This window comes from Candidatus Anaplasma sp. TIGMIC (assembly GCF_028204095.1).
Classification (GTDB): Bacteria; Pseudomonadota; Alphaproteobacteria; order Rickettsiales; family Anaplasmataceae; genus Anaplasma.
Window position 1 is genome coordinate 19,491 of record NZ_JAQLOH010000005.1, and the last position, 16,258, is coordinate 35,748.

The following is a 16,258-nucleotide window of genomic DNA, read 5'->3' on the forward strand; positions in this document are numbered from 1 at the left end:
GAGTGAACCGGCTTATACGCATATGAGTGCGATTTGCTGAGGCGCGTAGCTTCATTATGATAAATTCCAACAAAGACTGTGCGAAATGTAGTGTATTGATGGTCTGGAAGGTGTTGGTTCTGCTAAGTTGTCTATGTATGGCATATATGACCTGCTTGGGGATTATGCGTACAAATATCTTGTGGTAGCGAGTTGACCAATACTGTAAAAGAGTATCGTGTGTGGCCAACTACGCGTTGTGTACGGGAGGGTCTTTATTTGCAGCATGAGCCTCTTCAGGTGATGTAAGTTTTGCCGTGTGATTTTACATTGCGCGACGCAGACTGCGTGAATTGTAGCCAGATTGCTAACTGTCCGTCATCGATGTAGCTGACATTATCAAACAGATGGAAGGCTGTGGACGAGAAAGTTTGTGTTGCGAAAGTTCTATGTGCTTTACGACCTATCAATGAGCCAACATTTTATACACTGTCCTGATACTTAAACCCATATCGCTGGGGCATATTATACGTTGTAAAAATACTACATATTGCAGGTTGGTATTAGTAAGAAGTGGATGACAAATCCATCGTGTGAGTGCTAGACTCCGTCGAGATCTCTATACTGTTTGTGTATTCGGATAAGGGCCATGCGGAGCTAGTTTATGGACTTGATATTAGGTTGTTTCCTCAAGCGGAACAGATTTATGATGTTCCTCTTGGCATCCATAGTTGCTTTTGGTACGTACGCGTATTTTACTTTGCCTAGGGAAAGGACTCCCACCATTAAAGTTCCGGTTATCTCCATTGTTGCCGTTGTAGATGGGATATCGGAAGAAAAGGCAGAGAAGTTACTTGTCTCACCCATCGAAAAGGAAGTGCAGGCAGTCTCCGGTGTTAAGAAGGTAATATCTGTTGCCAAAGATGGATCTGCGACTGTTGTTCTGAAGTTTAGCCATGGGACAGATATGCGTGCAGCTATGGAGGATGTGAGGACGAAACTTGATTTGGCACGTTCCGAGTTGCCGAGAGAGCTGAAATCCCTCATTGCCAAGGAGGTTGACTTGGGCGCGGCGCCCGTATTGCACGTAGCCGTAGCAGGAGATGTTCAGGGTGCTATTCTCTCTAAAGTGGCGCGTTCTTTAAAGTCCTCCATAGAGTCTCTCGGTGGTGTTCTGAGTGTTGAGGCAGAAGGTCTGCAAGAATACGTTGTTGAAATTAACTTTTTTCCGGAATTACTTAATCATTACGGCATACAGGTACAGGACATACAAAGGGCTATCACAGGTAGTTATTCCTTTGTTGAGTATGGAGTTATGGAGTCTGAAATTGGCCGTCATAAAGTAAAACTGACAGGTGAACTTGATAGCTACAAGAAGATACAAGACCTTGTTTTAAAAGCCAAGGGAGATGAATTTGTAACTATCAGCGACGTTGCTAAGGTGAATTTTACTGAAAAAGCAGTGAGCGAATTTGTTAGAGTTGATGGTAAAGCAGCTGTAGTATTGAAGGTTTCAAAAAAGAGTGGGAGTGATATCACCGAAGTAGTTGGAAAGATCAAAAATATACTTGATGAAGCCAGTTCCCTATTACCAAGCAATGTAGCCCTTATTTTTCTTCAAGACCAATCGCAGGAAGTTAAGTATGTGCTTCATGAGCTCGAAAATACGCTTGTATTTTCAGTGGTTTTGGTGCTGCTGGTTATGATGGTCTTTATGGGCTTCCGCACGGCCATATTGGTGGCGGTTGCCATACCTGTTTCGGCGCTGCTGGGAGTCTCAGTAATTTACATAATGGGCTATACCTTAAATATCGTCATTTTGTTTACCTTGATAATGGTAATTGGAATGCTCGTGGACGACGCCATCGTTGTAAGCGAATATGCAGACCGCAAGATGGCTCATGGTATGGATAGAGTTTTTGCGTATAAATCAGCTGCAGTGGCTATGTTTTGGCCTATTGCTGCAGCTACTGCTACCAGACTTGCTGTGTTCATTCCATTGTTGTTTTGGCCTGGAGTAACAGGAGAGTTTATAAAATATATCCCGGTGGTTTCGATATCGACGCTCGTTGGTTCGTGGATTGTTGCGCTGATTTTTACTCCTGTTTTAGGATCGATGTTTGGCAAGGTTTCTGCAGTATCTCCTGAAGAGGTCAAGAGGATAAATGCCATTGAAGATCTTGATTTTGACAGCCTGGGCAAGTGCACACGCTTCTATGCGAAAGTTCTCTTTGTAGTTTTGGATCACCCGCGCAAGTTTGTATGTATAGTGACGAGTGTATTGGTTCTGTCCACAGTTATGTACTTCTCTTTCGGGCCCGGGGTGGAATTTTTTCCTGACGTTGAGCCTGACAGGGCTCTTATCATTGCGAAGAGTGACAACAACCTATCAGTTGGCGAGCGGGATTTGATCATACTAGATGTAGAGGAGAAAATCCGCAATATTGCCGGAGTACGGCATATTTATACTAGATCTGTTGAAAAATGGGGAGATGCCAGTAGCGGCGTTGTAGGAGTTATAGGTATAGAATTTTTCGACTGGTTCTTAAGGGAAAAGTCTTCAAAAATACTGCGCGACATTTTGCACCGTATAAAAGGGGTGAAGGGTGTATTTTTCGACGTTGAATATGAAAGTATGAAGCCCAGCAGGGGAAAGCAGATAGAGATTAGTTTAAGAGCGGATAATAAAGTTCTGTTAAATGATGCAGCTTCAGTTTTGGAAAAGGCAATGTCAGCATCACAGGGTTTTGTGGGCGTCTCGAAGGATACTCTAACCTCTGGGTATGAATGGATATTGGATGTCGATAGAAAGAGGGCACGCGCTTCTGGTGTAGATGTGTATCTTATAGGGCAGTATATCAAATTGCTTACTGATGGTCTGGTGGTGGGTAAATATTATCCTAGTGACTTTGACGACGGGATAGACATAATAGCGCGCTTTAATGAAAAACACAGATCGCTCAAAGGCATAGATAGCCTCCAGATAAATACCCACTACGGCACTGTGCCAGTATCGTATTTCATGAACAGAAAAGCCAGAGCCGCTGCGGGCTCCATAAAGCGAGTAAACGGCATGAGGTCCATGACGATTTCCTCCTACATAGCTCCGGGTATGTATGTATCAGAGAGGGTCGGCTACATAAAGTCAGCTCTACAGGGTGCGGTAGACCCCAGTGTTGAGGTGAGTTTTTTAGGTGATATGGAAGATCAGGAAGAATCCAAAGCATTTCTAATAAAGGCGTTTGCTATGGTTCTTGTAATGATTTCACTGGTTTTGATGTGTGAACTAAATAGTTTTTACTACGTGTTTGTTGTTATGACTGCAGTTTTCCTATCTACAACTTGTGTTTTCTTCGGGTTCTTACTCACATACAAAGTTTTCGGTGTCGTTATGGGCGGAGTGGGCATAATAGTTCTGGCTGGGGTGGTTGTGAACAACAACATACTACTTATAGATGCTTTTAGGTCTAATGTTGATAGTTCACTCAGCAGAAAGGAAGCAATTATGAAGTCTGCCCTTTCCCGACTAAGGCCCATATTTCTAACTGTAATAACAGGTGTTCTTGGCCTTATGCCAATGGTATTGCGGCTAAGTGTAGATTTCATATACGGTAGGATTTTGTACGATTCTCCGGCAAGTCAGCTATGGTTTGAGTTATCCACTACGACATCTATGGGGTTATTATTGGCCACCATAGTGACATTGTTATATACACCTGCGGTGCTGATGTGTCATAAAGTTGGAACAGAAAAGCGTAGTGATGATTATGCCACTTTAGGACTTTCACGATAGGAGTATGTCAATGATTAAAACAGCATGCACCATGATGTTGATTTTCTGGTCCATGGCTGTAATGGCGTGCAGAACACCAGCGCTTTAACCCGGAGAAATTTCTTGACTCATTGTGGTATCATAAGTAGAATCGCCGTGGCGGACTAGTATGGAACACCGCTTCTGCCAGTTAGGTATCAGTAGGCGCTTCCTACTCGTGCAAGGAGTTTTATGGTGAATTTGTATAATTTTGATAATCTCGAACTGATTCGGGTTGCTAGGGACGTTGCTGAGCAAAGGGGTCTAGACCTGGGTGTTGTGGTGGAGGCGATTGAGCAGGCGCTCGAAGTTGTCAGCCATGGCAAGTACGGGGACTGTAAGATTAAGGTTTCTATCGACAGGAAGACCGGTGTTATATCCATTGCAAGGCAGGCGCTGGTCGTAGAGGATGATATGTCCTTCGACTCCGAGAAGTGCGGGATTCCTGAGGATGAAGTAGACAAGTACAAGCTAGTAAGGATATCTGATGCATTGCTAGAGAAAGAGGATGCTAAGGTTGGTGATATACTCCTTGAGCCATTGCCGCCCATTGATGTCGACTATAACTCTGCGAAACTTGCTAAGCAGAAGGTTGCTCAGCTTATTATGCTCCAAGAGAGGAAGAGGCAGTATGAGGAGTTTAAGGATCGAGTGGGGGATCTTGTATACGGCGTCGTCAAGAGGGTAGAGTACAATAACGTAGTCGTAGATCTGAATGGAAGTGAGGGATATCTTCCTGTGTATAGTACTATCAGGGGTGAGGTTTTTCGACCCAATGATAGGGTGAAGGCGCATGTAGAAGATGTGCGTAGAGAGGCGACAGGTCCGCAGATTTTCCTTTCTAGGGTGAGCAAGAGGTTTATGGAGCTTTTGTTCAAACAGGAAATACCAGAAGTTTACGATGGGGTCGTTACTATCAAGGCTCTGGCCCGCGATGCGGGGTCACGTTCTAAGGTGGCGGTGTTTTCGTCAGATAAGAATGTTGATCCGGTGGGAGCGTGCATTGGTGCGCGGGGCGTTAGAATTCAGAATATAGTAGCTGAGTTGCACGGTGAGAAGATAGACGTTGTGCCATACTCGTCTGACTTAGCGAAGTTTGTGGTGAGTGCGATAGCGCCTGCAGAGGTTGTTAAGGTCATCATCGATGAGGATGTTAGTAAGATAGAGCTGGTTGTTCCGGAAAGTCAGGTAAGTCTGGCCATTGGGCGATATGGTCAAAACATAAGGCTTGCGTCTGAGTTGGTGGGCTGGGATATAGATGTCATAGGGGATGAAACCGAGTCTACTAGGAAAGCTAAGGAGCTGAGTGCTGGGGCTAGGGTTTTCATCGATGATTTGGATGTAGAGGAAATAATAGGGCAGCTGTTAGTTAGTGAGGGGTTTTCCAGTATAGAGGATCTGGACAGAGCTGAGGTCAGTGACATTGCAGCCGTGGACGGGTTTAATGAGGATATTGCCCGTGAGCTCAAGACTCGTGCTGCTGAATGTTTGGCTCGCAGACGGCAGGAAGCCATGAAGATGCTTGAAGAAGTATCCGTGAGTGAGGAGGTCATGCAGCTTCCGTACTTGCAAGTAGAGGATATTGTAAAGTTGTGCGAGAATGGAGTCAGGAGTATAGAAGACATTGCTTCGCTGTGTACTGATGAATTTTATGATATTATTCCCAAGGTTAAATTGAGTAAAGAGCAGGTTGATTCCATAATACTGGAGTCACGTAAGCGGATAGGGTGGGTTTAGTTTTTTTTCTGGGTACTGTAGATGAGTGATGTTGAGAAGGTTGGTACGGGAGATAATGCCTCAGGCAAGCGTGAGCGTCTGACGCTGAGTCTCGGTGATAAGCTTAAGGTGCCGCAGCCTTTAACAAAGGCCTCATCGACTGGCAAGTCTTTCATGACTGTAGAGGTGCGTAGTAAGAAGCGCAAGATGGTGGGTGCACTTACTGGTAGGGGAGAGTATCCATCTTCCGAGGACCGGCGCAGGGCAGGTGCTTCGGGTAAGTCAGGTAGTGTGCTGACCGCTCAGGAGCAGTTATTCAGAATAAGTGCCATAAACATGGCAGACAGTATCAGCATTAGGGAGAAAGAGGCGGCTGAACAGAGGGCTCGAGAGGAAGAATTGGCTGCTGCTGCTGCGGCGAGGGAAGCTGCTGCAGCTGAGGCGCAGCAAGTGCGGGATGCGCCTGTTTCAGTTGATGCGGAGCCTGTGCGCGAAGTAGAAGAGGTGGTGAGTGAGGCGGAGGCTCCGGCGGCTACTTCAGGCAAGGGCGGCCATGATGACAGGAAGAAGTACTCACACGGTGCTCCGGCAGCTGCAGGGCGTCACCGAGAGAAGGAGAAAGAAGGCGGTGTAAAGAAGGCTGCTTCGGTTCGTAGTTCAAGTAAGCATGTTAAATTGGATATAGAGGATGGGCTTAGTGTCCTCGAGGACAAGCGTGTTACTAGGATGTCATCGTCAGGTGGCAGGCGTCGTGGGCACAACGTAAAAAGCAATACCAGAAGGCTGCCTAGGGATGTTGTGGTTACTGACAGTATGGATGTTCGGTCTTTGTCTTTGGCAATGGCAGAGAAGTCTCAGGACGTTCTACGGTATTTGGCGCAGCTTGGGGTGGAGTCCAAGATCAATACTGATTTGACACCGGAGCTTGCGTGTGAGGTGGCTACGGCATTTGGTCATCGTCCTAGGATTGTGAGTAAGGTGAAGATGGAGCAGGAGCTTAGCGATATTGGCGCTGAGGGCTATGAGGAACAACCTAGGCCACCTGTAGTTACTGTTATGGGTCACGTTGACCATGGTAAAACTTCGTTACTTGATGTACTGAGAAGTTCTAATGTTGCTGACAAAGAGGTAAGGGGGATAACGCAGCACATAGGTGCGTATCAGATAGATGTTGAGGGTAAGAAGATTACATTCCTCGATACACCGGGTCACGAAGCATTTGCGGACATGCGTGCTCGTGGTGCAAACGTGACGGACATAGTAGTTCTTGTCGTTGCTGCAGATGATGGGATTATGCCGCAGACTGTGGAGTCTATAAACCACGTGAAGGCAGCTGGTGTGGCTATGATTGTGGCTGTGAACAAGATAGATAAGAGTGATGCGAATGTAGATAAGATCACGAATGACCTACTGCAGCATGGAGTGGTGTCAGAAGAATTAGGGGGCGACGTGATGGTCGTGCCTGTATCGGCCAAGACTGGTGAGAATATAGAGAAGCTAAAGTCTACAATACTGCTGCTTGCAGAAATGCTGGAGCTTAGGGCGCCAGTAGGGTGTAGGGCTCGCGGGGTGGTCATAGAGTCCAGAGTAGATAGGGGATGTGGTGCGATTGCTACGGTCATAGTGCAGCAAGGTACGTTGAGAAAGGGTGACGTTGTTGTAGCTGGCGATAGTTCCTATGGTAAAGTCCGTAGTATGTTTGATGATGCCGATAGGGTTGTTGATGTTGCTTTGCCTGCGACACCAGTGAGGGTATTGGGCCTGGGTTCTGTTCCTAAGGCGGGGGATATTTTGCTCGCCATGCAGTCTGAGAAACATGCTAGTGATTTGCTGAAACACAGAGCTGAGATCAACTTTGCGCGACAAAGTGGTGCTCCGCGTACGTTCAGTGGTACAGTGCTTCCTTCAATGGAAGGCGCCGCTGTCGAAGAAGTAAATATGATTCTTAAGGCAGATGTTGCGGGGTCAATAGAGGCGGTTGCTTATGCCATTGCTCAAATAGAGCATGAGGAGGTTAAGTTCAATATCCTACATAAAGAAGTTGGTGATATTACGAAGTCTGATGTCTTGTTAGCGGAAGTGTCTTCTGCGGTCATCCTGGCATTCAACGTGAAAGTTGATGCTATGGCTAGGGATTTACTTCGTCAGAAGAGTTCTGTCGATGTGCGGCATTACCAGGTTATCTATGACCTGGTGGATGATATGAAGAGCATGGTCAGTGGCAAGCTGAAACCTATTGTGCAGGAGGTGCAGGTGGGGCTGTTAGCGGTAAGGCAAGTGTTCTCTGCAGGAAAGGGTGGTACTGTGGTTGGTTGCTATGTGTCTGAGGGTTCTGTAAGTAGAGGTGCTGCAATAAGGGTCCTTAGGGGTGAGACTGTAGTCGGTGAAGGGTCTGTGAGGGCTTTACGCAGGTTTAAGGAGGACGTCAAGGAGGTGAATAGGGGCCTTGAGTGTGGGCTTCTTGTTGATGGGATAAATGGTATTACTGCGGGTGACACGATAAAGATACTTGAAGTTGTGGAACACGTGAGGACAGTGGAGTGATTGCTTTCGATGAATTCAAGGGGCACAGGAGCTTAAAGGTTTCTTCAGTGCTGAAGAGGGCGTTGTCTCAGCTGTTTATGCGGGAGTTTTACGACTTGAGTGGAGTTGTGTCTATTACCTGCATTAGGGTAAGTGAAGATATAAAAAACGCGACAGTTTTTGTTGTGATTCGCGAAGAAGAAGCAAGGGTGCAGGAAATAGTGCATGCCCTAAATGAAAGTTCAGCTGTTATCCGCAGGGCGGTATTCAAATACTTGAAGCTTCGTTATGTGCCCAGGTTGTACTTCAAGCTTGATGTGGACTTTGGCAGTTTTCTGTGTGTCACAGATGATATGCTTGCAGTGATGAAGGATTAAGTCCTTGTTTTTTCAACTTCATGGTTTGGTAGAGTGCGGCGTTTTGCTGAGTAGAAGGCGATGCTCTTGTTGCGCTGACAGCTGTCAGAGATAGTTCTAAAAGCACATCGCGGGCGCAGTGCTAGCATGGTATGAATTCAGGGTTTGCTCTACGGATTAGACTAGGGCTTGTGGCTTCGCAAACAATGGGCATTTCATGAAAGTATGCAGTGTAATAACGGTATATGTAGGCTCGTGCACAGGGATATTAGACTTTCCGCTTGCGGATATTGTTTTATAGAAAAAATCAGTGTACCAACTCGAGAGCAACAGGTAACAATGCAGATCTATGGCTTCGTGCGTAAGCAGTTGATCGTTTCTGCTAACATGGAGAACAGTAGTGTGGCGTACAGGTAGTTATGTGAGATTTTGATATCAAAGCCATCTAAAACCAAGAATAGACCAAGTAGACCTATAAACAACAACGCTATAATCTTGAAGTTGCCGTATTTGTTTATAATCTTTCCCAGATCTTTTGATATCAACACAGCTACGACCGAGTAAATGAAAAACACGAGTCCTATGAGGAGGTTGTTATTCGTTATGCCAACGGCCGATATTACAGAGTCTAAGGATAGCATTAAATCTATGCCTACAATTTGCGCGATAGCACATGATATACCAGAGAATGTACGTATCTCCTTGGATTCAGTGGGAAAGATTTCACAGTATATCTCTCTGGCGCATTTGTAGATTAGAAATAGCCCCCCGGCTACCATAAACGCATCTCTGTACGAGAGTTCGATTTGTAGCACAGTAACGAAACTGTTGGTGCTGGACAAAATCAGTGATGCTCCAAACAGCATCAAGAATCTCATTATGAGAGCAATCGATAGCCCGCATATTCTTGTTTTGTCGCGTATATTATCAGGTAATTTCTCGCAAACTATAGATACAAATATCAGGTTATCTATGCCCAGGATCATTTCCAGCACGAGAAGGGTTAAAAACTCCGGTACGTGATTGAAAAGAGCATGCATATCTAACACAGATTTAGCGTCTATAGAGCATTATACTTTACGTAGTTTATACTTTTTTTTATGTGCGATCCAAGTTGTTTTCAATATATTTTAATGCTTAACTGATACCCTTTGCCTACGTAGGATTTGAGGGTTGTGTCTAGTGTTGTCGAAGAATCTTGAAGCTAGTTTGCACAGGGCCATATCGATAGCATTCGATTTTCGTCATGAGTGCGCCACTCTTGAGCACTTGCTGTTATCGCTCACTGACGATGTTGATGTTCGGCGTGTATTGTATGTTTGTAGGGTGTCTATAGATAGGCTGAGACATACTCTCATGAATTTTCTACGGTACGAGATGTCTGTAGGAGGCGGGCAAGCTGTTGCGGAGGTAAAGCCCAGTAGGGCTTTTGAAAAGGTAGTGCACAGAGCTATAGTACATGCACATGCGTCGGGAAGAGATGAGATTAATGGCGTAAATGTACTTGCGGAAATGTTTTTGGAGAAAGAGTCGCACAGCGTTTCTTTCCTGAATGAACACAATGTCAAATACATCGACGTTGTAAGCTGTATATCTGGAAATGAGCACATATGTGATGAGAGTTACGATCGCGGTAGTGACAGCGTGAGAGATGGGGATAGCAAGAGAAGCACGATTTCTTTCCCCAATATTGCGAGGGATTCCGTTACAAAGGATGGAGAAAGCCTCGAGGCATATTGTGTTAATCTTAATGACTTGGCTAAGGAAGGCAAGATAGATTACGTTATTGGCAGAAAGTATGAGCAAGAGAGAACTATAGAGGTTCTTCTGCGTCGCCGAAAGAATAACCCTTTATATGTTGGTGATTCCGGTGTTGGAAAAACCGCTATAGTCGAGGGTTTGGTTTTAAGGATAGTAGAGGGTGATATAGTTTCACAGCTACGGAGTGTGGAAGTATATTCGCTCGACATGGGTTCTATGCTTGCGGGTACAAGGTACAGAGGTGACTTCGAAGAGAGGATAAAGTCAGTAATTCGGGCAATAGAGAATAAGAAGAATGCCATCCTGTTTATAGATGAGATCCACACTATAATAGGTGCTGGTTCAACTAGTGGAAGCCCATTAGATGCAAGTAACTTGCTGAAACCTGCGCTTGCTAGGGGTACTATAAGATGTATTGGTGCTACTACCCACAAAGAGTATAACAATAACTTTGAAAAGGACCGCGCGCTAGCACGAAGGTATCAGAAAATTAACGTCGAAGAGTCCACTGTGGAGGAGACAATCCAGATATTGGGTGGTATCAAATCCTACTACGAAGTATATCACGATGTGCGCTATACCAATCAGGCAATTAGATGTGCTGCGGAGTTGTCTGATAGATATATAGCTGAAAGAATGTTGCCCGATAAGGCTGTTGATGTACTTGATGAGGCCGGAGTATACAGTAAGTTACGCGCTCCAGAATCCAGCAGGATAGTTACGGGCAAGGATATAGAAGCCATAATTTCCAAGATTACTGAAATACCATGCTGCAATCTTTTCACAAGCGATGATGTGCAGCGAGTTAAGAATTTGGAAGAAAATCTGAAGAAGGTTATCTTCGGTCAGGATGAGGCAATTGCTCAGGTTGTCGATGCGATAAGAATTGCAAAGGCTGGGATAAGGAGTGCTCAAAAGCCTCTGGCATGCTATTTGTTTGCGGGCCCTACAGGGGTAGGAAAGACAGAGCTGGTTAGGCAACTAGCGAAAAATATGGGTATGAAACTGATCAGATTTGATATGTCTGAGTACATGGAATCTCATACAGTTTCTAGGATGATTGGCTCGCCTCCTGGTTATGTTGGGTATGAGCAGGGCGGGTTGCTTACCGATGCGATATCGCGCAACCAGTACAGCGTATTATTGTTGGATGAAATAGAGAAAGCCCACAGTAGCTTATATAATATACTGCTTCAGATTATGGACTATGGATGCATAACTGATACTTATGGCAGAAAAGTGAGCTTTAGGAATGTGGTAATAATACTCACTACCAATGCTGGGGCTGTGGAATTAAGCAACAATGCGGTTGGTTTTAATAGAGACCGCAGTTTTCATCTGGACAGTGCACATAAGACTATAGAGAAGATTTTTGGTCCGGAATTTTGCAATAGGCTCGATGCCATAATTCCGTTTTCGTATCTCGATACCCATGTTATTGCCAAGGTAGTGGAGAAGTTTGTTGATGAGCTGAGGGAGCAGCTTGCTCGTAAGGATGTAAGTTTGGACATAGATCAGTCGTCTCTGAAGTTTTTGGCAAAAATGGGGCAGAGAGAGGATTATGGCGTAAGGAAGATACAGGGCATAGTAACACAGAAGATCAAAAAACAGTTAGCGTTTGAAATGCTATTTGGCAAACTCGCTCAGGGCGGTAGAGTCGAGGTAAGGTATGATCCCGATAAGGAAGACTTTACATACGAGTTTTTCGAGCGTTCCGCCAGTAGTATGGCTGGTTAACGCCGCATGAGTGTGTTTTTGTCGTTGATTATTTAATATAATCATATAGATTTATCCCATTGCGTTAAGGGGAAGCACAGATAATGTCAAGTGGTTACGATTCCGTCCGCAACTTAGCAATTGTCGCTCACGTGGATCATGGGAAGACCACGCTGTTAGATAGCATGCTGAGGCAGAGCGGCGCTTTTAGAGACAATCAGGATGTGGTGGAACGCGTCATGGATAGCAATGACCTCGAAAGAGAGAGAGGCATTACTATCCTTGCTAAGTGTACCGCAGTTACTTGGAAAAATCATAAGATAAATGTGATAGATACTCCAGGGCACGCCGATTTTGGCGGTGAAGTAGAGCGGGTACTATCGATGGCTGATGGCGTATTGCTGTTGGTAGATGCGTCAGAGGGTCCAATGCCTCAGACAAAGTTTGTTCTTTCAAAGGCTCTGAAGGCCAAGTTGTTACCCATTGTTGTAGTTAACAAGGTAGATAGGCCAGATAGTAGGGTTAATGAAGTGCTCGATGAAGTGTACGAGCTCTTTATAAACCTTGATGCGACAAGCGAGCAGCTGGATTTTCCTGTGTTATATGCATCAGGAAGAGATGGTTGGTGCTCTAGAAGTTTATCCGATGAGAGGCGTGGCTTAGCGCCATTATTCGAAGGGATACTTGAACATATAGTTCCAAAACAGTATGACCTGGACGCGCCTTTTAGCATGCTTCTTACATTGTTGGAGTCTGACAAGTTTCTTGGCAGAGTGCTGACGGGCAAGGTGTATAGGGGAAGGGCTAAGATAAATTCGCAGGTTAAGGTTCTGAACTTGGCTGGTGAGGTTGTGGAAAGTGGCCGGCTCACGAAGCTATTGTCCTTTTCGGGCCTCAAGAGAATTCCTGTCGAGGGGGCTGATGCCGGAGATATAATAGCCATTGCAGGCTTGGAGTCGGCATCGGTTTCTGATAGCGTCGTGGACATGTCGGTAACTAGCCCCATAGAATCGACACCGGTTGATCCGCCAACTATGGCTGTCACAATCAGCGTTAATGATTCCCCAATTGCAGGTACAGAAGGCACTAAGCTTACATCTACTGCTATAAAACAGAGATTGTTTGCGGAGGCGGAGACGAACGTTGCAATTACCGTCAAAGAGGGCTCAAGAAATGAGGCCTATGAGGTAGGTGGTAGAGGGGAGTTGCAGCTGGGAGTGCTGATCGAAACAATGAGGCGTGAGGGTTTTGAGCTTTCTGTGTCACGGCCTAGGGTGATTTTCAGGAAGGATGGAGCCACAGTGCTAGAGCCTGTGGAAGAGGTGATCATAGATGTTGACGAAGAATATAGCGGCGTCATCATGGAAAAGCTAAGCTTCCGTAAGGGCGACATGCAGGACATGACGCCTTCAGGAAAGGGTAGGGTGAAGATGATCTTCCTAATGCCATCTCGTGGGCTTATAGGTTACCACGGTGAATTTCTAACAGATACTCGAGGCACTGGCATAATGAATCGCCTCTTTCATGGGTATGCTCCATATAAAGGAGAGATTGCTGGAAGGGTTAATGGTGTTCTTATTTCCACGGGTGCTGGTGAAGCCGTAGCGTATGCTATTTTTAATCTTCAGGAAAGGGGTGTAATGTTTGTCAAGCCCCAGGACAAGGTGTACATGGGCATGATTGTAGGGCTTCACAATCGTAATAATGACATAGAAGTCAATGTTCTGAAGGGTAAGCAGCTTACAAATGTAAGGGCAGCCGGGGCAGATGAGGCGGTGAGGTTAGTGCCGCCTAAGGTATTATCGTTAGAGGAGATGATAGGATTCATTAACGATGACGAGTTGGTAGAATGTACGCCGAAATCCATAAGGCTGCGGAAGAGGTTTTTGGATCCTAATGAGAGGAAGCGCCTTTCAAGGTCATCTAAGGGTGGGGTTTTTGAGAGCTAGCATGCTCTCGCTGTGATTATCTCGGCGTTGCAGCGCGCGGTTAATTATTAGGGGCCTCGTGACTTGCGTCTCATTCATGGTGCTTAGTATGCGCGCTGCTTTTGGGATGCGCTAGTCTGGCTCCATGTTTTTTGTGAGGGACTGTGGGTCTCACGTGGCGGGGTTATGCCTTGTTCCGGATCACCTCTGCTGCAGGTTGAATAGTCCCGTTTTCAGTGTTTGATCTTCGTCAACCCCAATTACACCGCTTTCAGTGCTTTTTTGAGTGGGAAGTGATGTTATCATCTGCGGCGCAGCAGCAATGGTACATTATGGTTTGTGAAATTGTAGCTACTTTTTTATGTAAAAGGGCGCAGAGCCCGGCATCTGATAGAAGTTGCTGAGTTTTAGTATTCGAAGCACGTGTGCGACTTTGTTTATGTCAACAAAAGGTTCCTTGGGCCTTTCGGCATGCCTGTGGTTTTAGTGGGCTCATGAGAAAGGACAGTTCTTTCTTTTTGATTAAGGAAAGGTCTTTGGGCATGGAGATACGCTCGGTGATGCATATTGGAACGCATGTGCGGCGATTTTTGTGCCTCAGATTGTTTACATTGTCAGTTATAGGCAGTTGCGCGCCACTTTTTCGACGTTGTTATCGCGTTCATGCATGCAGCAATACCTTGCTGTGTGTAGAAACTAAAGCGTGTACCAGAGGTTCCACAGGTGGTCCCAGGCCGTGATAGCTAGACTGTGAGTGGTGTTATTTTAAGCTAATACAGATTTCTACTCCCACATAATAGCTTGATATGAGTTTTTTGTGGCAGGAATTAGCGTCCTGGAGCGTGTTGTGAATATAGCTTTGTAATGAAGACGTCGTTATTATGGCTGTTGTTTGATGCAATTTTTGTTGTCACACTGGTACAAGCTCTCAGGAAGTGCCAGCTTAGTGGCAATAGTTATTCATTTTCGCGGACTATTGTTCCTACCGTTACCATATAGATTTAGGCTCATTTTTGTGCACAAGCTCTAGCGTAGGTAAAATGACAAGTGAATTTCTTTGATGCTGGGCGAGCTCTGTGAGTATCAATTTTGTGATCGGCATGTTTTTAGGATATTTCATAACAAATATTCAGGGTCGCGTCAGTTATACTCAGCGGAGGTTCAGCGTCTGTCAAACGAAATAATTCTATATAGAGATTGGCAATTTGTGTTCACTATATGGGTGGTAATTGCTTGGTTGGGAATTTATCACCAATGTTTCGAAGTCTTATTCTTGTTGGTGTGGCGTAGTAGCGTTAAGCACTCTATCAAGTACGAACGTGGGGAAAATGTTCTGATATAAGTTGGAAAGGTAATAATCTCAGTCCTTTGGTTCGGTCACGTAAAGGGAAGTTTAATATTTTGCGAATACAGCTGTGCTAGTAAGCTCTATGTATGGCATCGTGGTGTTTTTGGAATATATAGCTGAGCTCAAAACTCAGATTGTGTTTGTGATAGAAAGGGAGCTTGAGTCCCTGAGTGTTTTGGATATAACAAAATTTCGGGAATTACAGAGAATAGAGGGGGAGCTGCTTGTATTGCTGGATAAAGCGTATCGCAGGGTAAGGATGGATGCAAGTATGATTCACAGAGGCAGCAATGACGCTGTCGAGAAACTTAGCATCGCATGTATTAAGTTTGAAAAATGCCTAGCTACAAAGCACGACGTTGTTAACAACATGCAGCGCGTACATGGTGATGTGTTTTGCCTTGCTAACGATCTGTAGCATTTCAGTTTGCTGCGCGGTAATTATTTTTCATTTTTCCGATTTCATGTGCTACGAGTCGGCAGTATGGGCTATCTAAAACCCGTTGTACATATTGCCTTATTTGTGAATAGGTTAGGCTGTAACCTATTTGACATGTGTCAGTGGAGAATCCATGTGATTGCAGAATAAAACTGTTTTTTGAGATAGATAACATCACAGGGTGATCGAATGCCCAAATTGTAGTACTGACTGAATGTTCTACGAACCAATGGGCGCGGTAGCTCGGTGTCATACTCTTGTATGTTAACGCGTAGATAAGGCCTGAGAATAGCATAAAACCTTATTGTTAACGGCGCTTGGGCAAGAACTCTATAGAGCAATAGTTCGGCTAAGTACCTGGTTGCGGCAATGTTCGAGAGTTTGAACAGGATATTGGCTAAGGAAGAAGTGTTTGTTAATAAGACGATCTTCTCTGAAGTCGTGATTAGCAGCTTTTAGGAAGTCTCACGGAGCTGAGTGAAGGTATCACGATTACCAAAATTCATCAGTGCATTTGATAGTCTGCCTTTACTTGTGTGTGTTCAACATAATGGTAAAAGTTACCCTGGAACGGCGTAGAGCATATCGCAATGCTGATTGTTACAAGAATTTGTGCTACGTGTACGGATTTTTCATTTCTGACATTTGACCTAAGAGATGATAGCATAAGTGGTGTTCGTA

8 protein-coding genes are annotated in these 16,258 nt (G+C 45.0%); 7 read left to right on the plus strand and 1 reads right to left on the minus strand.

The features are described from left to right. Window positions 1-643 precede the first annotated feature (643 nt). The 4 genes from PGW94_RS01005 to rbfA all read left to right on the plus strand — a co-directional run bounded on the left by PGW94_RS01005 (window position 644) and on the right by rbfA (window position 8,406). A complete protein-coding gene (locus PGW94_RS01005; RefSeq protein ID WP_271757692.1) occupies window positions 644-3,772 on the plus strand; it encodes an efflux RND transporter permease subunit in 3,129 nt (1,042 codons plus the stop codon). A 210-nt stretch (window positions 3,773-3,982) separates the two neighbouring features. Beyond that, window positions 3,983-5,527, plus strand: coding sequence for a transcription termination factor NusA (gene nusA / locus PGW94_RS01010; RefSeq protein ID WP_271757695.1), 1,545 nt, complete (start codon window positions 3,983-3,985; stop codon window positions 5,525-5,527). A gap of 21 nt (window positions 5,528-5,548) precedes the next feature. Continuing rightward, window positions 5,549-8,050 (plus strand): translation initiation factor IF-2, encoded by a 2,502-nt coding sequence (gene infB / locus PGW94_RS01015; protein WP_271757698.1) that lies wholly within the window; start codon window positions 5,549-5,551, stop codon window positions 8,048-8,050. After that, window positions 8,047-8,406 carry a 30S ribosome-binding factor RbfA gene (gene rbfA, locus PGW94_RS01020; RefSeq protein WP_271757701.1) on the plus strand — a complete coding sequence of 120 codons (360 nt, stop codon included), beginning with the start codon at window positions 8,047-8,049 and terminating at the stop codon, window positions 8,404-8,406. Before infB ends, rbfA begins: the two co-directional genes overlap by 4 nt. A gap of 326 nt (window positions 8,407-8,732) precedes the next feature. Here rbfA and PGW94_RS01025 read toward each other — a convergent pair whose 3' ends face one another. Beyond that, window positions 8,733-9,425, minus strand: a complete 693-nt coding sequence (locus PGW94_RS01025) for a TerC family protein (RefSeq protein ID WP_271757704.1) — start codon at window positions 9,423-9,425, stop codon at window positions 8,733-8,735. A gap of 142 nt (window positions 9,426-9,567) precedes the next feature. On the opposite strand from PGW94_RS01025, the gene PGW94_RS01030 reads away from it, so the two are divergent. The 3 genes from PGW94_RS01030 (at window position 9,568) to PGW94_RS01040 (ending at window position 15,556) form a co-directional block, all read left to right on the plus strand. After that, window positions 9,568-11,883, plus strand: a complete 2,316-nt coding sequence (locus PGW94_RS01030; RefSeq protein ID WP_271757707.1) for an AAA family ATPase — start codon at window positions 9,568-9,570, stop codon at window positions 11,881-11,883. Window positions 11,884-11,966: 83 nt separating this feature from the next. Further along, window positions 11,967-13,811: a translational GTPase TypA gene (gene typA, locus PGW94_RS01035; protein WP_271757711.1), complete on the plus strand. Its 1,845-nt coding sequence runs from the start codon at window positions 11,967-11,969 to the stop codon at window positions 13,809-13,811. Between the two features lie 1,409 nt (window positions 13,812-15,220). Then, window positions 15,221-15,556: a hypothetical protein gene (locus tag PGW94_RS01040; RefSeq protein WP_271757714.1), complete on the plus strand. Its 336-nt coding sequence runs from the start codon at window positions 15,221-15,223 to the stop codon at window positions 15,554-15,556. The last annotated feature ends 702 nt before the right edge of the window (window positions 15,557-16,258 follow it).